Origin of the sequence: Streptomyces sp. NBC_00775 (genome assembly GCF_036347135.1) — a bacterium.
Classification (GTDB): Bacteria; Actinomycetota; Actinomycetes; order Streptomycetales; family Streptomycetaceae; genus Streptomyces; species Streptomyces lutosisoli.
In genome coordinates this window covers 7963843-7981906 of record NZ_CP108938.1, presented here as the reverse complement: position 1 = coordinate 7981906, position 18064 = coordinate 7963843, and the positions used below count along the sequence as shown (strand labels likewise).

At 70.8% G+C, this 18064-nt stretch carries 14 protein-coding genes; 4 read left to right on the top strand and 10 right to left on the bottom strand.

Annotation, left to right across the window (positions count from 1 at the left end; translation table 11 throughout):
• Nucleotides 1-20: 20 nt before the first annotated feature.
• The 7 genes from murD to rsmH form a co-directional block, all read right to left on the bottom strand.
• Nucleotides 21-1448, bottom strand: a complete 1428-nt coding sequence (murD, locus tag OIC96_RS35440; RefSeq protein ID WP_330303925.1) for a UDP-N-acetylmuramoyl-L-alanine--D-glutamate ligase — start codon at nucleotides 1446-1448, stop codon at nucleotides 21-23.
• The gene (mraY, locus tag OIC96_RS35435; protein ID WP_330303926.1) at nucleotides 1430-2503 is read right to left on the bottom strand and encodes a phospho-N-acetylmuramoyl-pentapeptide-transferase; all 1074 of its coding nucleotides are present in this window, start codon (nucleotides 2501-2503) and stop codon (nucleotides 1430-1432) included. Before mraY ends, murD begins: the two co-directional genes overlap by 19 nt.
• Nucleotides 2500-3921 (bottom strand): UDP-N-acetylmuramoyl-tripeptide--D-alanyl-D-alanine ligase, encoded by a 1422-nt coding sequence (locus OIC96_RS35430; RefSeq protein WP_330303927.1) that lies wholly within the window; start codon nucleotides 3919-3921, stop codon nucleotides 2500-2502. Before OIC96_RS35430 ends, mraY begins: the two co-directional genes overlap by 4 nt.
• A 4-nt stretch (nucleotides 3922-3925) precedes the next feature.
• A complete protein-coding gene (locus OIC96_RS35425) occupies nucleotides 3926-5446 on the bottom strand; it encodes a UDP-N-acetylmuramoyl-L-alanyl-D-glutamate--2,6-diaminopimelate ligase (RefSeq protein ID WP_330303928.1) in 1521 nt (506 codons plus the stop codon).
• Between the two features lie 192 nt (nucleotides 5447-5638).
• On the bottom strand, nucleotides 5639-7606 hold the full coding sequence (locus tag OIC96_RS35420) for a peptidoglycan D,D-transpeptidase FtsI family protein (RefSeq protein ID WP_330303929.1): 1968 nt from the start codon (nucleotides 7604-7606) through the stop codon (nucleotides 5639-5641).
• Between the two features lie 5 nt (nucleotides 7607-7611).
• A complete protein-coding gene (locus tag OIC96_RS35415; protein WP_330303930.1) occupies nucleotides 7612-8190 on the bottom strand; it encodes a hypothetical protein in 579 nt (192 codons plus the stop codon).
• A 315-nt stretch (nucleotides 8191-8505) separates the two neighbouring features.
• Complete coding sequence (gene rsmH, locus OIC96_RS35410; protein WP_330303931.1) at nucleotides 8506-9465, bottom strand: 16S rRNA (cytosine(1402)-N(4))-methyltransferase RsmH; 960 nt, start codon at nucleotides 9463-9465, stop codon at nucleotides 8506-8508.
• 423 nt (nucleotides 9466-9888) lie between these two features.
• On the opposite strand from rsmH, the gene OIC96_RS35405 reads away from it, so the two are divergent.
• From OIC96_RS35405 to OIC96_RS35390, 4 genes are all read left to right on the top strand, one after another.
• Nucleotides 9889-10437 (top strand): beta-class carbonic anhydrase, encoded by a 549-nt coding sequence (locus OIC96_RS35405; protein WP_330303932.1) that lies wholly within the window; start codon nucleotides 9889-9891, stop codon nucleotides 10435-10437.
• A 265-nt stretch (nucleotides 10438-10702) separates the two neighbouring features.
• On the top strand, nucleotides 10703-11740 hold the full coding sequence (locus OIC96_RS35400; protein ID WP_330303933.1) for an AAA family ATPase: 1038 nt from the start codon (nucleotides 10703-10705) through the stop codon (nucleotides 11738-11740).
• The gene (locus OIC96_RS35395) at nucleotides 11740-13104 is read left to right on the top strand and encodes a DUF58 domain-containing protein (RefSeq protein WP_330303934.1); all 1365 of its coding nucleotides are present in this window, start codon (nucleotides 11740-11742) and stop codon (nucleotides 13102-13104) included. Before OIC96_RS35400 ends, OIC96_RS35395 begins: the two co-directional genes overlap by 1 nt.
• Nucleotides 13101-15491 (top strand): transglutaminase TgpA family protein, encoded by a 2391-nt coding sequence (locus OIC96_RS35390; RefSeq protein WP_330303935.1) that lies wholly within the window; start codon nucleotides 13101-13103, stop codon nucleotides 15489-15491. The genes OIC96_RS35395 and OIC96_RS35390 overlap by 4 nt, the downstream gene beginning before the upstream one ends.
• A gap of 248 nt (nucleotides 15492-15739) precedes the next feature.
• Here the strand turns inward: OIC96_RS35390 and OIC96_RS35385 are convergent, their stop codons facing one another.
• From OIC96_RS35385 to OIC96_RS35375, 3 genes are all read right to left on the bottom strand, one after another.
• On the bottom strand, nucleotides 15740-16135 hold the full coding sequence (locus tag OIC96_RS35385; protein WP_330303936.1) for a DUF3040 domain-containing protein: 396 nt from the start codon (nucleotides 16133-16135) through the stop codon (nucleotides 15740-15742).
• 311 nt (nucleotides 16136-16446) lie between these two features.
• Nucleotides 16447-17217: a methyltransferase gene (locus OIC96_RS35380; protein ID WP_330303937.1), complete on the bottom strand. Its 771-nt coding sequence runs from the start codon at nucleotides 17215-17217 to the stop codon at nucleotides 16447-16449.
• A gap of 189 nt (nucleotides 17218-17406) precedes the next feature.
• On the bottom strand, nucleotides 17407-17946 hold the full coding sequence (locus OIC96_RS35375) for an SAV_6107 family HEPN domain-containing protein (RefSeq protein ID WP_327428057.1): 540 nt from the start codon (nucleotides 17944-17946) through the stop codon (nucleotides 17407-17409).
• Nucleotides 17947-18064: the final 118 nt, after the last annotated feature.

Below are 18064 nucleotides of genomic sequence, written 5' to 3'. Positions count from 1 at the left end.
CCAGGCAAGGCGGACCCGGGTCAGCCGTCGACGGCGCCGATCTCGCGAACCGCCTCCGCGAAAGCGTCACCGCGCTTGTTGTAGTTGGCGAACATGTCCATCGAGGCGCAGGCCGGAGCCAACAGCACCGTGTCACCGGCGTGAGCGAGCCCCCGCGCCTCCTGAACCGCCGCGAGCATCGCCCCAGTGTCGGTCCGGTCGAGGTCGACGACCGGTACCTCCGGGGCGTGTCGCGCGAGCGCTTCGCCGATCAGCGCGCGATCGGCGCCGATCAGGACAACACCCCGAAGTCGCTTTGCCGACTTGGTGACCAGCTCGTCGAAGGTCGCACCCTTGGCGAGCCCGCCCGCGATCCACACGATCGACTCGTAGGCCGCCAAAGAGGCTTCCGCGGCATGCGTGTTGGTGGCCTTGGAGTCGTCGATGTACGCGACTTCGTCCACATCTGCGACGTGCGCGATGCGGTGGGCGTCGGGCCGGAAGGCCCGCAGACCGTCGCGTACGGCCCGGGCAGGCACCCCGAAGGCGCGCGCCAGGGCCGCCGCCGCAAGGGCGTTGGCGATGTTGTGCGGGGCGGGCGGCCGGACGTCGGAGACCTCCGCCAGCTCCTGGGCGTTCTTGTGCCGGTCCTCCACGAAGGCGCGGTCGACCAGGATGCCTTCCACGACGCCGAGTTGAGACGGCCCGGGAGTGCCGAGCGTGAAGCCGACCGCCCGGCAGCCCTCCTCGACGTCCGCCTCGCGCACCAGGTCCTCGGTGGCCTTGTCGGCCACGTTGTAGACACAGGCGACCCGATTGCCTTCGTAGATACGGCCCTTGTCGGCGGCGTACGCCTCCATCGAGCCGTGCCAGTCGAGATGGTCGGGCGCCAGGTTCAGTACGGTCGCGGAGTGCGCGCGCAGTGAGGGCGCCCAGTGCAGCTGGTAGCTGGAGAGTTCGACGGCGAGGACGTCGTACGTCTCCTCGCCGAGGACCGCGTCCAGCAGTGAGACGCCGATGTTGCCGACCGCCGCCGTGCGCAGGCCCGCCGCCTTGAGGATCGAGGCGAGCATCTGGACGGTCGTGGTCTTGCCGTTGGTGCCGGTGACGGCGAGCCAGGGGGCCGCATCGGGGCCCCTGAGCCGCCAGGCCAGCTCGACGTCGCCCCAGACCGGGACGCCTGCCTCGGCGGCCGCGGCGAACAGCGGCTTGTCCGGCTTCCAGCCGGGCGCGGTGACGATGAGCTCGGTGCCCTCGGGCAGGGTCGCGCCGTCACCGAGGCGCACGGTGACGCCGAGCGCCTCCAGGTCCGCGGCCTGCGCACGGGAGCGCTCGTCGTCGCCGTCGTTGACGACCGTGACGACCGCGCCGAGGCCGTGCAGCACCTTGGCCGCCGGGATTCCGGAGACGCCGAGCCCGGCGACGGTGACGTTCTTGCCCTGCCAGTCGGTCACTTCTTGGCTGCCCATCCTGCGTAGAAGAGCCCCAGACCCACGATGACGCACATGCCCTGAATGATCCAGAAGCGGACCACCACAAGGACTTCGGACCACCCCTTGAGTTCGAAGTGGTGCTGAAGTGGCGCCATACGGAAGACGCGCTTGCCGGTCATCCGGAACGAGCCGACCTGGATGACGACCGACATGGTGATCAGGACGAAGAGACCGCCGAGGAGCGCGACCAGCAGCTCCGTGCGGGAGCAGATCGCGAGGCCGGCGAGCGCGCCGCCGAGGGCCAGTGAACCGGTGTCGCCCATGAAGATCTTGGCCGGCGAGGTGTTCCACCACAGGAAGCCGAAGCAGGCGCCCATCAGGGCGGAGGCGACGACCGCGAGGTCGAGTGGATCGCGTACCTCGTAGCAGGCGGCCGGGTTGGTGAGGGTCTGCGCGTTGGCGCAGGACTCCTGGAACTGCCAGACACCGATGAAGGTGTAGGCACCGAACACCATGGTCGCGGCGCCGGTGGCGAGGCCGTCCAGACCGTCGGTCAGGTTCACGCCGTTCGACATGGCGAGGATCATGAACAGTGCCCAGACGACGAAGAGCACCGGGCCGATGGACCAGCCGAAGTCCTGCACGAAGGAGAGCTTCGTGGAGGCCGGCGTGTTGTTGCGGTTGTCGGCGAACTGCAGGGCCAGGACCGCGAAGGCGATACCGACGGTCAGCTGTCCGGCCATCTTCGCCTTGGCCCGCAGGCCGAGCGAGCGCCGCTTGACGATCTTGATGTAGTCGTCCAGGAAGCCGACCAGGCCCATGCCGGCCATCAGGCCGAGCACCAGCAGACCCGAGAAGGTCGGCGCGTAACCCGTGATCACCTTGGACAGGAAGTACGCGATGATCGTCGCCAGGATGAAGGCGATACCACCCATCGTCGGCGTACCGCGCTTGCTGTGGTGCTCCTTCGGCCCGTCGTCACGGATGTACTGACCGTAGCCCTTGCGGGCGAGCAGCTTGATCAGCAGCGGAGTGCCGACCAGGGTCAGGAACAGACCAATGACTCCTGCGAACAGGATCTGCTTCATCATCGGGCGGAAACCTCACCCTCAACACCGCTGTCGAGCAGCGCCAGGGCCACCCGTTCGAGCCCGACCGACCTGGACGCCTTCACGAGTACGACGTCCCCCGGGCGCAGTTCACTGCGCAACAGGTCGACAGCCGCCTGTGCGTCGGACACGTGCACCGACTCCTCACCCCACGAACCCTCGTTATATGCGCCCAGTTGCAGCCAGGACGCTTCCCTGCCCCCGACCGCGACGAGCTTGCTGACGTTGAGCCGGACGGCGAGCCGTCCGACCGCGTCGTGCTCGGCGAGCGCCTCGTCCCCGAGCTCGGCCATCTGACCGAGCACCGCCCACGTACGGCCCCCTTGTGCCTGTGAGGCTTTGCCCATTGCCGCGAGCGCGCGCAGGGCGGCTCGCATGGACTCGGGGTTCGCGTTGTAGGCGTCGTTGACGACTGTCACGCCGTCCGGGCGCTCAGTGACCTCCATCCGCCAGCGGGAGAGGGAGCCCGCCTCGGAGAGCGCGCGGGCGATCTCGTCTGCGGACATGCCCAGCTCATGGGCGACGGCGGCCGCGGCGAGCGCGTTCGACACGTGGTGCTCACCGTACAGGCGCATGGTCACGTCACTGCACCCGGAGGGTGTGCGAAGGCTGAAGGCGGGCTGTCCACTCTCCGTGAGACGGACGTTCTCGGCGCGTACGTCCGCTTCGTCGGACTCTCCGAAGAGGATCACGCGCGCCTTGGTACGAGATGCCATGGCGCGTACGAGGGGATCGTCGGCGTTGAGGACCGCGGCGCCGTCCTCCGGGAGGCTCTCGACGAGCTCGCCCTTTGCTCGCGCGATCTGTTCGCGGCCGCCGAACTCGCCGATGTGGGCGGTGCCGACGTTGAGGACGAGGCCGATCTTCGGGGGCGTCAGATCCGTGAGGTAGCTGATGTGGCCGAGGCCGCGGGCGCCCATCTCCAGCACGAGGAACTTCGTCTCCTCGGTGGCGCTGAGCGCGGTGAGCGGCAGCCCGATCTCATTGTTCAACGATCCGGGCGTGAACACGGTCGGCGCCTTGCTGCGCAGCACCTGCGCGATCAGGTCCTTGGTGCTGGTCTTGCCCGCGGAGCCGGTGAGGGCCACGAGGGTCGCGCCGAGCCGTTCGACGACATGACGGGCGAGGGCGCCGAGAGCCGTCTGTACGTCCGCGACGACGATCGCGGGCACGCCGACAGGGCGCGACGCCAGTACGGCGACCGCGCCCGCCTCGATCACCGCCTCGGCGTAGTCGTGGCCGTCCACACGCTCGCCCACGAAGGCGACGAAGAGACTGCCGGACTCCACCTCACGGGAGTCTCTGACGACCGGTCCGGTGACTTGTACCGACGGATCCGGTATGTCATACGTCTGCCCGCCGACGACTGCTGCGATCTCGGCGAGAGAGAGGGCGATCACAAGTTCATCCCTGGGTCTTCTGGATAGCTTCGCGAAGCACCTGGCGGTCGTCGAAGGGACGCACCACCCCGGCGATGTCCTGGCCCTGCTCGTGGCCCTTGCCCGCGACCAGCACGGTGTCGCCCGGCTCGGCGCGGGCGACGACGGCGGCGATGGCGGCGGCCCGGTCCTCGAAGACCTGGACCTCGCCACGCTCGTGTACCGGCACGGACGCCGCGCCCGCGAGCATGGTTGCGAGGATCGCGAGGGGGTCCTCGGAGCGGGGGTTGTCGGAGGTCAGTACGGCGGTGTCGGCGAGCCGGGCCACGGCGGCGCCCATCGGCATCCGCTTGGTCTTGTCCCGGTCGCCGCCGCAGCCGAGCACGACGTGCAGGCGGCCGCTCGTCACCTTGCGCAGGGCGCGCAGGACCGATTCGACGGCGTCCGTCTTGTGGGCGTAGTCGACGACGGCGAGGTAGGGCTGGCCCGCGTCCACGCGCTCCAGGCGGCCCGGGACGCCCGGCACGGCGGCGATGCCATCGGCGGCCGTCTGCGGGTCGAGTCCGGCGGCGGCGAGGGCGACGATCGCGGCGAGCGTGTTCGCCACGTTGAAGGGGCCCGCGAGCGGCGACCTGGCGGTGATCCGCTCGTCCTTGGGGCCGACCGCGGTGAACGTCGAGTCCATGGGGCCGACTTCGACGTCCTCGGCACGCCAGTCGGCGTCGGGGTGGCCCTCGGCGGAGAAGGTGACGACCGGGACGCCGGCTTCCTTGGCGAGCCTGCGGCCGTACTCGTCGTCGAGGTTGATGACGCCGAGTTTGCTGCGGTGCGGTGTGAACAGTTGCGCCTTGGCCCGGAAGTAGTCCTCCATGTCGGAGTGGAACTCCATGTGTTCCGGGCTGAGGTTGTTGAAGACGGCGATGTCGAAGACGCAGCCGTCGACCCGGCCGAGGACCAGCGCATGGCTGGAGACCTCCATCGCGACCGCCTCGACGCCGCGCTCGCGCATGACCGCGAACAGCGCCTGGAGGTCGGTGGCTTCGGGGGTGGTGCGCTCCGACTTGATCCGCTCGTCGCCGATCCGCATCTCGACCGTACCGATCAGACCGGTGGAACGGACCGTCTTCAGACCGCCCTCGACGAGGTACGCCGTCGTGGTCTTGCCGGAGGTTCCGGTGATGCCGATCTGGAGCAGGTCGCGCCCGGGGCGGCCGTAGATCGTGGCCGCCAGCTCGCCCATCCGGCCGCGCGGGTCGTCGACGACGAGGACCGGCAGACCGGTGGCCGCGGCGCGCTCGGCGCCGGTCGGGTCGGTCAGGACGGCGACGGCACCGAGGCCGGCCGCCTGGGTCACGAAGTCGGCGCCGTGCAGGCGGGCGCCGGGCAGCGCGGCGTACAGGTCGCCGGGGCGCACGGCCCGCGAGTCATGGGTGATGCCCGTGACCTCCGCGATCGACGCCGGGGCGGTGGCTCCCAGCTGATCGGCCAGCTCCGCGAGGGGTGTGGCGGAGACGTGAACCGGTCGCGGCGGTCCCGGATATGTCACAGGAACGCCCTTCTGGGTGGTTTGGGACTGATCAGCGTGTGGCACGGCGGTGAGCGTACCGGGCGCACCCCCGCCGGAGCGAAGTGAGGGGCTGGGCGGGGGCTGGTTCCCGGGGGCCGGGGTGATCGTTGTCACGAGCTGTTCCTGGTCCGTTGTACGTGCGGGCTGATCAGGGCGTGCGGTCGCAGTGGATCACGGGGTGAAGGTGACGGGCAGTCTGGCGGCCTGGGCCCCGGTGGGCGGGATCTGGAGGGTCTTCAGGGCGAACTCCATGACCTGCTTGTAGATGGGCCCGCAGGTCTGGCCGCCGAAGTAGCTGCCCTTGGTGGCGTTCTGGATCGCGCAGTAGACGGTGATCCTCGGGTTGTCCGCGGGTGCGAAACCGGCGAACGAGGACGTGTAGCCCTTGTACTTGCCGGTGGCCGGATCCACGCGGTTGGCCGTACCCGTCTTGCCCGCGACTCGGTAGCCGGGGATACGCGCCTTGGCGCCGGTGCCCTGCTCGTCGTCCACGACGGACTCCAGCATCTGGGCGAGGGTCTTCGCCGTCTTCTCGCTCACGACCCTGGTCTTCTTGGGCTGGGCGGCGGGGGTGAAGCGGCCGTCGGCCCCCTTCGAGCCGCGCACCAGCGTCGGCTCGATGCGTACGCCGCCGTTGGCGATCGTGGAGTAGACGGAGGCCGCCTGCAGCGCGTTGATCGACACGCCTTGGCCGAAAGGAATCGTGTACTGCTGCGAGGTGGACCAGGTGTCGGGGGACGCGAGGATGCCCGCCGTCTCGCCGGGGAGGCCGAGCCCGGTGTGGCTGCCGATGCCGAACTTGCGCAGATACGAGTAGAGGACCTGGTTGGCCTCCTTCTGCGTCTTGCCGAGCTGGCCGGTCGCCAGGATGGTGCCGATGTTGCTGGACTTGGCGAGCACGCCGTTGAGCGTCAGGTACCAGGTCTTGTGGTCGACGTCGTCCTGGAAGAGCCGGTCGCCGCGGTGCAGCCGGTTGGGCACGACGACATGCGTGTCGGGCGTGGCCGCGTTCTCCTCCAGGACGGCGGCCATCGACATCAGCTTGGCGGTGGAGCCGGGCTCGTACGCGTCTTCGATGGCCCAGTCGTGCAGGGCGTTCGGGTCGGCCTGGGAGAGGTCGTTCGGGTCGAAGCCGGGCGAGTTGGCCATGGCGAGGATCTCGCCGGTCCGGGTGTCCTGCACTATCACGTACCCGCGGTCCGCCTTGGACTTCTTCACCTGCTCGGTGATGGCGTTCTGCGCGGCCCACTGGATGTCGCGGTCGATGGTCAGCTCGACGTCGGAGCCGGCCACCGCGGGCGTCTCGGTGGAGTCCACGGTCGGCACCTGACGGCCGCCGGACTGGGCGTAGCGGATCTTGCCGTCCTTGCCCGTGAGCTCCTTGTTCAGCTGCTGCTCGATGCCGCCGCCGCCCTTGCCGTCGGCGTTGACCCAGCCCAGTATCCCGGCGGCGAGATCGCCGTTCGGATACACGCGCTTGCTGGCGGGGACCGCGAGGACGCCCGCGAGGACGTTCACCGTGGTCTTGTCGGTCTGGGACTTGGCCGCGAGCGTGGTCTTCAGGTCCTTGATCTGCTTCCAGACCTGGGGGGTCTGGCGGTGCGCGAGCAGGGTGTAGCGGGTGTTCTTCGCGCTCAGCTTCTTGGCGACGGTGTCGGTGTCCTGGCCGAGGATCGGGGCGAGCAGCGCCGCGGCCTGCTCCGGGGCGTCCGCCACCGTCGTGGCCTTTTGCGTGAACATCGTCGGATCGGCCGTGATGTCGTACGCGTCCACGCTCGTCGCCAGCTCGACGCCGTTGCGGTCGGTGATCCCGCCGCGCTCGGCGGCCAGCGTGCGCCCGACATACCGGTTCTGCTCGGCCTTGGCGGCGTAGGTGCTCGCGTCCACGGCCTGTACCTGGAGCAGCCGTACGACGAAGGCGATCATCACCAGGGTCAGCGCGAGGCTGACCATGCGCAGGCGTGGCCGGGGGCTGCCGAGCCGGATGACGCGCGGGCCGTTCGGCCGGAGTGCGCTCGGGCGGGGTGCGCCCGGGCGGCGTGCGGGGCGGGCACCGGGGCCCGGGCGCCGCTGGCTTCCGGGACGTACGGGCCTGGCGGGTCCGGGCACATGGCGGCGCGGCGGTTCCCTGTCGGACACTTCCGTCACCTGCCGGGGGTTGTGGAGGACTGCGTGGACGGGGTGGGGGCCTGAGTCGCCGGAACGGCGGCCACGGACGGCTGCGTGGCGGACCTCGGAGACGGGCTCTGCCCCTGCGCCTGCCCCTGACTCGGGCTCTGACTCAGGCTCTGGCTCTGGCTCTGGGAGGCGGAGAGGGCCTCGGGCGCGAGGACCAGAGGGGTCCATGCGGAGGACTCCTGGGCGGCGGCTCCCGGGACGCCCTTGACGGTGCCGTCGGGGTTGAGGAAGGCCGGGTCGCCGCCGGGGACCATGCCCAGCTCGCGGGCGCGGCGCTGGAGGGCGTCGGGGGCGGCGTAGGCGTCCACGTCCCGCTGGAGCGCCTGCTCCTCGTCGGTGAGGCTCTTGGTGTCCTTCTGCAGGTCGTCGAGGCGGAACGACCCTTCGCTGAGCGCGGAGTTCAGCACGAGGAGTCCGATGAGGCCGCCGCCGAGCAGGAGGACGACCAACAGGACGAAGGGGGTACGGGCCGCCTGTCCGGCACCGGCCGGCAGCAGCCGCGTGAGCCGGGCGGCCCGTCCCCTGAGTTCGGGTTTCGTGCTCACACGCCCTCCCTGCGGGTTCGGCTTCCCGAGTTCGCGGCCGCTCGGCGGGATGGGTTTCCCGACTGCACGGCCCCTTGGCGGGTTGCGCTTCCCGATGTCACGGACGCTCGGTGGGTTTGGTTTCCCGACGTCACAGCCGCTCGGTGGGTTTGGTTTCCAGGCGTCACGGCAGCCGAGCGGGTTTGACTTCCCCACTCACGAGGGCTTGGCGAGTTTGGATTCCCAACCCGCAGCATCCCGCGGGTTTGGACATCCAACCCACGACATCCCGCGAGTTTGGGTTTCCGACTCACGCGCCCTCCCCCTCCCCGCGCCTCACTCGGCGTTGTCCTCGCGGATGCGTTGCGCCCCGCGCAGCCGGGCGGGCGCCGCGCGCCGGTTCTCGGCGACCTCTTCCTCGGTGGGAAGTTCGGCACCGCGGGTGAGCAGCTTGAGCCGGGGCTGGTAGCGCTCGGGCACGACCGGCAGTCCGGGCGGCGCGGTGTTGGCGGCGCCGGCCGCGAAGACCTGCTTGACCAGCCGGTCCTCCAGCGAGTGGTACGACAGCACGGCGATCCGGCCGCCGACGGCGAGCGACTTCACGGCCGCGGGGATCGCCCTCTCCAGGACGCTGAGTTCACCGTTGACCTCGATGCGCAGGGCCTGGAAGGTGCGCTTGGCGGGGTTGCCGCCGGTGCGCTTGGCGGCCTGCGGAAGCGAGTCGCGGATCAGCTCGACGAGCCGCGCGCTGTTGCTGAAGGGCTCCTTCTCGCGTTCACGCACGACCGCGGAGACGATCCGCTTGGCCTGCTTCTCCTCGCCGTACGCCCGCAGGATCCGCACCAGTTCGCCCGCCGGGTAGGTGTTGAGCACCTCGGCCGCGCTGATCCCGGTCGTCTGGTCCATGCGCATGTCGAGCGGGGCGTCCTGCGCGTAGGCGAACCCGCGGTCCGCCTCGTCGAGTTGCATGGAGGAGACGCCGAGGTCGAACAGGACGCCCTGGACGCGCGGGATGCCCAGGCGGTCGAGTACGTCGGGGAGTTCGTCGTAGACCGCGTGCACCAGGGTGGCGCGGTCGCCGAAGGGGGCGAGTCGCTCCCCGGAGAGTCGCAGCGCCTCCTTGTCGCGGTCCAGGGCCACGAGACGGGCCTCGGGGAACTGGGTGAGGAGGGCTTCGCTGTGGCCGCCGAGCCCGAGGGTGCAGTCGACGACCACGGCTCCCGGCTCGGCGAGGGCCGGGGCCAACATGTCCAGGCACCGCTGGAGCATCACCGGGACGTGTCGACTCTGGCTCAAGGGGCCCTCTCAGGTCCGCGCGGCCGCACGCACCGCCGGGTCCCCGCCCGCTCGAGAAGGGGAGGCCTGCTGGCGCCGGGTGAGTGGCGTCAGCCGACCGGGAGCGGGAGGAGGCCGAGCCGTACGTACGCGCCGCGCACGCGAGGAGACACCGGAAAAGCGCCGGGTCTCCGGGGGATAACAGTCCAGCAGGGAGAGCCTCGCCTCCCGCTTCGCGTCACTTTAGTCCACGGTGTCTCGCGGTCAATCAACCGGCATGCGCGTCGCGAGGCCTACTCCCGATGAAGCCGCAAATCCGCGGTAATCACCCTTATGGGCGCGCCGACACCGCCCGTGTGGGTTACCTCACAACAAGCCACGATGACGTTCTTTGTCCCCTCTCACAGCAGGACTCCTCTGCCTGTGACCAGTAACGTCATAGCTATGACGACTTCTGCATCCGTTCCTACCGAACCCGAAGGCGCCATAGCCACAGACGGCACCGTCACCGACCGGCTCGTCGATGCGAATCAGCAGTACGCCGCCGCGTTCACCGATCCCGGGATGGACGCCCGTCCCGTGCTGCACGTCGCGGTGGTCGCGTGCATGGACGCCCGGCTCGACCTGCACGCCGCGCTCGGCCTGGAGCTGGGCGACTGCCACACCATCCGCAACGCCGGCGGTGTCGTCACCGACGACGTGATCCGCTCCCTCACGATCAGCCAGCGGGCGCTCGGCACCCGCAGTGTGGTTCTCATCCACCACACCGGCTGCGGCCTGGAGTCCCTCACCGAGGACTTCCGGCACGACCTGGAGATGGAGGTCGGCCAGCGCCCCGCCTGGGCGGTCGAGGCCTTCCGGGACGTCGAGCAGGACGTACGGCAGTCGATGCAGCGGGTGCGCACCTCCCCGTTCCTGCTGCACACCAATGACGTACGCGGCTTCGTCTTCGACGTCACCACCGGCCTGATGCGCGAGATCGACCCCACCTGACCGGCTCCGCCGGACCCCAGGTCGGCGCCCCTCGGCACCTCGTGGGACTCTCTCTTCACGAAAGAACCCCGGCCTTCCGGCGCCCAAAGAGCCGTAAGACCTGACATATCGCGGCCAGTTATCCACAGGCGAGTGACACGAACCGGTAACGGCAACAAGAATGCGGGTGTGGCGTCACGCGGAACTTTCCGCGCGTGGTGTCCGTGTTTCGGGGTGGGCCGGTCCGCACAGGGCGTCGGCCCGGGAAAGGGCCGAGGAGGGCCGGGTGACGACCTATGACGATCGAGCGAGCCTTACGGATCTGACCGCCACTGTGGAGCGTGTCCGCAGTTCGGTGGAAGGAGTGATCGAAGGCAAGCCTGAGGTCGTACGGCTTTCGCTGACCGTGCTGCTCGCCGAGGGACATCTTCTGATCGAGGATGTTCCGGGCGTCGGCAAGACCATGCTGGCCAAGGCGCTGGCGAAGTCCATCGACTGCTCGGTGCGACGCATTCAGTTCACGCCCGACCTGCTGCCCTCGGACATCACGGGTGTGTCCATCTGGGACCAGCAGCGCCGGGACTTCGAGTTCAAACCGGGCGCGATCTTCGCCCAGATCGTGATCGGCGACGAGATCAACCGCGCCTCGCCCAAGACGCAGTCCGCGCTCCTGGAGTCGATGGAGGAGCGCCAGGTCACCATCGACGGGCAGACCTACGAACTGCCCAGCCCCTTCATGGTGGTGGCCACGCAGAACCCGGTCGAGATGGAGGGCACCTACCCGCTGCCCGAGGCCCAGCGCGACCGCTTCATGGCCCGCGTCTCCATCGGCTACCCCAGCGCGGACGCCGAGTTGCAGATGCTGGACATCCACGGCGGGGTGAACCCGCTGGACGACCTCCAGCCGGTGGCGCACGCGCACGAGATCGTGAAGCTGATCGACGCGGTCCGCACGGTCCATGTCGCCGACCCGGTGCGGCGCTACGCGGTGGACCTGGTCGCGGCCACGCGCGCGCACCCCGACCTCAGACTCGGCGCCTCGCCGCGTGCCACGCTGCACCTGCTGCGCGCGGCGAAGGCGTCCGCCGCCCTGAGCGGCCGGGAGTACGCGCTGCCGGACGACATCCAGGCGCTCGCCGTAGCGGTCCTGGCCCACCGTCTGCTGCCCACGGCTCAGGCCCAGTTGAACCGCCGCACGGCCGAGCAGGTCGTCCAGGAGATCCTGCAGCGCACCCCCGTTCCCGTGGCTCCCCAGCAGCAGTCCGGCTTCACGATGGGCCGCGGTACGCCCGCGTACGGCCAGCAGCCGCCCCGGAGGCTCTGATGACGCAAGCGGGCACGGGGCAGACCGCCGAGGAGGACAAAGGCGGGCTGCGCACCGCGCTCGCCGGGCTCACCACGCGCGGGCGCTCCTTCCTGGCCGCCGGAGTCGCCGCCGCGATCTGCGCGTACGTCCTGGGGCAGAGCGATCTGCTCCGGGTCGGCCTGCTCCTCTCGGTCCTGCCGCTGGTCTGCGCGACCGTGCTGTACCGCACCCGCTACCGGGTCGCGGGCAGTCGCAGGCTCTCCCCCGCGCGCGTGCCCGCCGGTTCCGAGGCCCGCGTCCATCTGCGGATGGACAACGTCTCGCGGCTGCCCACCGGACTGCTGATGCTCCAGGACCGGGTGCCGTACGTGCTCGGTCCGCGGCCCCGCTTCGTCCTGGACCGGGTGGAGGCCGGCGGACGGCGCGAGGTGTCCTACCGGGTGCGCTCGGACCTGCGCGGCCGCTATCCGCTCGGGCCGCTGCAACTGCGGCTCACCGACCCCTTCGGCATGTGCGAGCTGACCCGCTCCTTCTCGACGTACGACACCCTGACGGTCATCCCGCGCGTGGAGGCGCTGCCGCCGGTGCGGCTGACCGGCGAGGCGAAGGGGTACGGCGACGGACGGCAGCGCTCGCTGGCACTGGCCGGCGAGGACGACATCATCCCGCGCGGGTACCGCTACGGCGACGACCTGCGCCGGGTGCACTGGCGCCTGACCGCGCGCTACGGCGAGTTGATGGTCCGCCGCGAGGAGCAGCCCCAGCGCTCCCGCTGCACGGTGCTGCTCGACACCCGGGGCATCGCCTTCCAGGGCGCGGGCCCCGACTCGGCCTTCGAGTGGGCCGTCTCGGGCACGGCGTCGACGCTGGTGCACATGCTCGAACGGGGCTTTTCGGTACGGCTGTTGACCGATACCGGCAACTCGGTACCCGGCGAGGGGGCCGACGGTTTCGCGGGCGCCAGCCAGGAGTCGGCCGACGCGGCCGGGATGATGATGGACACGCTCGCGGTCATCGACCACTCGGACGGCACCGGGCTCTCCCGGGCGTACGACGTGCTGCGCGGCGGAAACGAAGGGCTGCTGATCGCCTTCCTCGGCGATCTGGACGAGGAGCAGGCGACGGTGCTCGGCAAGATGCGCCAGCGCAGCGGCGGGGCCGTCGCCTTCCTGCTGGACAGTGAGACCTGGGTACGGGAACCGAGCGATGTCCCCGGCCCGTTGGACCAGAGCGAGGATCGACTGCGCATGCTGCGCGAGGCGGGCTGGACCGCCGTGACGGTGCCGCGGGGGGCGGGGATCGCCGACCTGTGGCGGGAGGCCGACCGACAGCGCACGCACGTCGCGTCGACGGGGAGTACGGCGGGGGGCGACGGCTCATGAGCGGGCGTGCACGACTGTCACTGTGCGCGGCGGCGGCCACGCTGATGGCTGCCTGCGCCTTGCTGCCTCTGGTCGACCCGGCGACCTGGATCTTCCAGGCGGCGTTCCTGCTGGCGGTGCAGACCGGTGTGGGCGCGCTGACCCGGCGGGTTCCGCTGGCCCGGCCGCTGACCGTGGCGGTGCAGGCGCTGGTGACGCTGATGATGCTCACGCTGGCCTTCGCCCGGCAGCAGGCCGTCGCCGGGATCGTCCCGGCGCCCGAGGTCTTCCACCAGTTCGGCGTGCTGCTGCAGGAGGGCGCCGACGACGTCGGGCGGTACTCGATTCCGGCGCCGCTGCACGACGGCATCCGGCTGATGCTGATCGGCGGCGTCCTGGTGATCGGGCTCGCGGTGGACGCGCTCGCGGTGACGTACCGCAGCTCGGCACCCGCCGGACTGCCGCTGCTCGCGCTGTACTCGGTCGCCGCGGGGCTCTCCGGCGGCAGCGCCGCATGGCTGTGGTTCCTGCTCGCGGCCGCCGGCTATCTGATGCTGCTGCTGGCCGAGGGCCGCGACCGGCTCTCGCAATGGGGCCGCGTCTTCGGCGGGGCGACCCGCACACCGGGCCCCGACTCGGCCGGCGGCGCCGTCGCGCCGGTCCGCACCGGGCGGCGCATCGGCGCGGTCGCGCTGGGCATCGCCCTGGTGGTGCCGCTCGGCCTGCCCTCACTCGACGGCGGCCTGCTGGACGGCGCGGGGACGGGCGTGGGCTCGGGCTCCGGGGGCGGCGGCACGATCTCCGCGGTGAACCCGCTGGTCTCGCTCCGCGACAGTCTGAACGTGGACGAGGACCGCACGGTCATGACGTACCGCACCAACACCGACGACACCCAGGACCTCTATCTGCGGATCGTCTCCCTGGACGACTTCGACGGCACGGCCTGGAAGCCCGCCCAACGGCGCATCCAGGACGTCCCGGACACCTTCCCGACGCCGGTCGGCCTCGGGAGCGACATCCAGCGGGCCTCGATCCAGACCCGTATCTCGGCGGCCGACTGGTACGCGCAGGACTGGCTCCCGATGCCGTACCCGGCCAGCAAGGTCAACATCAAGGGCAGTTGGCGGTACGAGCCCGTGGGACGCACCCTCGTCGGGGACCACGGCCAGAACACCCGCGGCCTGCAGTACGAGGTGACGAGCCTGGTCGTGCAGCCGACGGCGGCGCAGCTCGCGAGCGCTCCCGAGCCGTCGGCGGCGATGAAGCGCGAGTTCACCAAGGTGCCGGAGTCGTTGCCCGCGGTGGTGGCGAACACCGCGCGGAAGGTCACCGAGGGCTCGGCCAACCACTACGAGCAGGCGGTCAAGCTCCAGGACTACTTCGCCGTCAGCGGCAACTTCCGCTACGACACCCAGGTGCAGGTCGGCAGCGGCTCCGCCGCGATCGCGCGGTTCCTGAAGGAGAAGGAGGGCTTCTGCGTCCACTTCTCCTTCGCGATGGCCGCGATGGCCCGGACGCTGGGGATACCGGCCCGTGTGGCGGTGGGCTTCACGCCCGGCTCCCCGCAGGCGGACGGTTCGATGTCGGTGGGGCTGCGCGACGCGCACGCCTGGCCCGAGCTGTACTTCGAGGGAGTGGGCTGGACCCGCTTCGAACCGACCCCGAACCGGGGCACGGTGCCGGAGTACACCCAGACGGACACCCCCGGCAACAGCGTGCCGGCCGTTCCGAAGCCCACGCTGTCCTCGTCCGCGGCGCCCTCCAGTGCCCCGTCGGCGAGCGAGAGCTGCACGGCACAGGAGCGCAAGCTGGAGGCGTGCCCGAGCGAGTCCGCGGCGGCGACGGCGAGCTCCCACGACGACAACTGGCCGTGGTTCAAGATCCTGGGGCTGACCTTGGCGGGGCTCCTGGTCCTGGCGGTGCCGCTGCTGCCGATGCTCTGGCGGATGCGGATACGGGCCGTTCGGCTCGGCGGGCACGGCCGCACCGAGGCGGACGCGGCGGCGTACACGCTGGGCGTCTGGCAGGAGGTGACCGATACGGCGTGGGACCACGGGATCGCGCCGGACGAGTCGCAGACGCCACGCAAGGCCGCCGCCCGGATCGTCCGTCTCGGGGGCCTCGATCCGACGGCGTCGGACGCGGTGCACCGGCTGGCGGCAGCCGTGGAACAGGTTCTCTACGCCCCGCATCCCCGACCGGTGGCAGGCCTCGCGGACGACGCGCGCCGCATCGCGGACGCCCTGCGCACCTCGGCGAGCCGCCCTGCCCGCCTCCGCGCCCTTCTCGCACCCCGCTCAGCCATCCGTGTCGTCTGGGCGGCCTCGGCCCGCCGGGTGAGCCTGACGGCCCGTCTCGCGGCCCGCAGGGAGACCCTGCTGCGCCGTCCTTCGGGTCAGAACAGCTGACGGTCACGGACGCATGTGGCGCCACCCCGTCCGGGGTGGCGCCACATGTGTCCCCGGGTCTGCCGCGGTGCGTGCGGATTCCCTCGGTACTGTCGCAAGTCCGGCAGCCACTACCGCTGGTGCGCCGACCCGTGCGCCGCCGCCGTGCCGGGACTCCTGGGCAGGTTCAGGGGCGTGCGTGAGGGGGTGTCCACCACCTGGGTGGACACCCCCTCACGTGCGTTTCTTCGGCCGCGGCGCCCGGAGGACTAGTGGCCCTGTTCGTCGCGGCGGCGCTGCCAGCGTTCTTCGATGCGGTGCATCAGGGAACGGCGCTGCCGACCCTGACGGCGAGTGGCGGGTGTGCCGGGCGCTGCCGGTTGTTCACCCGGTTTGGGAGCCTTGCGCCAACCGGTGACGGCAAGTACCGCGCAGCCCAGCATGACGAGGAAGCCCACCACGCTGAGCCAGATCTGTACTGCGACCATTCCGGCCATGAGGAGCGCGATACCCACCAGGAAGCCCGCGACCGCCTGGTAGACCCGTCGCCGGGTGTACGTACGCAGCCCGCTTCCCTCAAGCGCTGTCGCGAACTTGGGATCTTCGGCGTACAGCGCTCGCTCCATCTGCTCGAGCATTCGCTGCTCGTGCTCCGAGAGCGGCACGGAGTCCTCCTCATCGTGCAGTCGCCGGGGCGACCGGGGGTCCCCTTCAGGATAGGCAGGGAATCGCCCCCGTGAAACCCGCCCCTCTACGCCAATTCGCCAACCGGAACCCGCCATGGCGCCCCGATCCACTGAGGCGTCCATTCCCCAGCGAACGGTCCGTCATGCCGGACGGTCTCCCTCGATCATACGGCGCCGAGCACCCGATCGGACGGTCTGTGGCGTACTCCATCTGCCGCCAAGCCCCTGATCAGCGGTGCGCCCCTCTTTGGCCGCGTTCGCCTCCGGGGCGCTCGGGCGCCGGAGGCTACTCAGTCCTCGGCCGCCCCCTGCGCCTCACCGAGCACATGGAGCTGGGTCGCCACGGAGTGGAACGCGGCGAGCTCGGCCGCCGCCGCCTCCAGCTTCAGCAGTGCCTCCAGGGCCCCGGGCTCGGTGTCCACGAGGACTCCCGGCACCAGGTCCGCGAAGACTCGCACGCCGTGCACGGCGCCGACGCGCAGGCCCGCGCCCTCGACGAGGGCGGTGAGCTGTCCGGCGGTGAAGCGGTGCGGTACGGGATCACCCTCGCCCCAGCGTCCGTCCGGGTCATCGAGCGCCTGCCTGGCCTCCTTGAAGTGCCCGGCGAGGGCGCGGGCCAGCACGGCTCCGCCCAGGCCTGCGGCGAGCAGGCTGAGGACACCCTCGGGGCGCAGCGCGTCCACCACGTTGCGCACGCCCTCGGCCGGGTCGTCCACGTACTCCAGGACGCCGTGGCACAGCACCGCGTCATAGCCACCGCGCTCGACCACGTCGAAGAGGCCGTGCGCATCGCCCTGGACGCCCTGCACACGGTCGGCGACGCCGGCCTCGGCGGCGCGGCGCTCCAGCGCGAACAGCGCGTTCGGGCTGGGGTCGACGACGGTGACACGGTGGCCGAGGCGGGCCACGGGCACGGCGAAGTTGCCGCTGCCGCCTCCGGTGTCGAGTACGTCGAGGGACTCCCGCCCGGTGGCCTTGACCCGGCGGTCCAGGGCGTCCTTCAGGACCTCCCAGACCACGGCGGTACGGAGAGAAGCGCGGGGGCGCATCGGGTCCGACACGGCAGTTGACTCCTCGGCGCGGCACCGCCTCTTGCAGGGCGGAGCGATCTTTGTGGCCTCCCGGTGAGGAGGCTGCAGGCGCCTCCACCCTATTGCCTCCGCCGTCGTTGCCGATCCTCCGTCTCACGCGGCGGATCGCGTGATGAACGGGCGAGGGTCCGTACGGCCGTTTCCCGGCCGCGGTGCCGGTCAGCCCGCATCCGGGATCTCGCGGTCTCCCTCCTGTCGGGGCTGGGGAAGCACGGGTTGCAGCACCAGCATGCGTTCGACGAGGCGCAGGAACATCGCCACGTCGCGTATCAGGTCGTCGGCGTCGCGGCTGCGGGCCGCGCCCTGGATGCCCGCCTCGGCGCGGGCGCGACGGGTGGCGCCGGAGGCGAACAGGGCGCTCCACTCGGTGAGTTCGGGCGCGATTTCGGGGAGCACTTCCCAGGCGCTGCGGATACGGGCCCTGCGGCGGGGCGTGGTCTCCGGGCGGCCCCGGGCGGCGAGGACGGCGGCGGCGGTGCGCAGGGCGGCCAAGTGGGCCGTCGCGTACCGCTCGTTGGGCGTTTCCAGGGCCGTCGCCTCTTCGAGTCCGGCGCGGGCCTGGGCGAGCAGATCGAGGGCGGCGGGCGGGGCCGTGGCCCGGCGCAGCACGGGGTGCACATCGCTCGCCGGGCCGGTCAGTGAGGGGGCAGGGCCGGTGGCGCGGCGCCGGTGGGCGGCGGCTGCGGAAGAGCTGGCCATGACGAACCTCCTGTCGTCTGTGTGACGGCACTGTGGCCGTATGTGCCCATCGTGAGGTATGCCACTGACAATCCGTTCTGACCTGGCCTTTTGCTTCGATCGAAGGTTCGGGATAGTT

Bases quoted from the DNA above. Each gene is read 5' to 3' on its own strand.
- OIC96_RS35395 (WP_330303934.1), top strand. From the start codon at position 11,740: ATGACGCAAGCGGGCACGGGGCAGACCGCCGAGGAGGACAAAGGCGGG.
- OIC96_RS35375 (WP_327428057.1), bottom strand. From the start codon at position 17,946: ATGGCCAGCTCTTCCGCAGCCGCCGCCCACCGGCGCCGCGCCACCGGC.
- mraY (WP_330303926.1), bottom strand. From the start codon at position 2,503: ATGATGAAGCAGATCCTGTTCGCAGGAGTCATTGGTCTGTTCCTGACC.
- OIC96_RS35390 (WP_330303935.1), top strand. From the start codon at position 13,101: ATGAGCGGGCGTGCACGACTGTCACTGTGCGCGGCGGCGGCCACGCTG.
- murD (WP_330303925.1), bottom strand. From the start codon at position 1,448: ATGGGCAGCCAAGAAGTGACCGACTGGCAGGGCAAGAACGTCACCGTC.
- OIC96_RS35405 (WP_330303932.1), top strand. From the start codon at position 9,889: ATGACGACTTCTGCATCCGTTCCTACCGAACCCGAAGGCGCCATAGCC.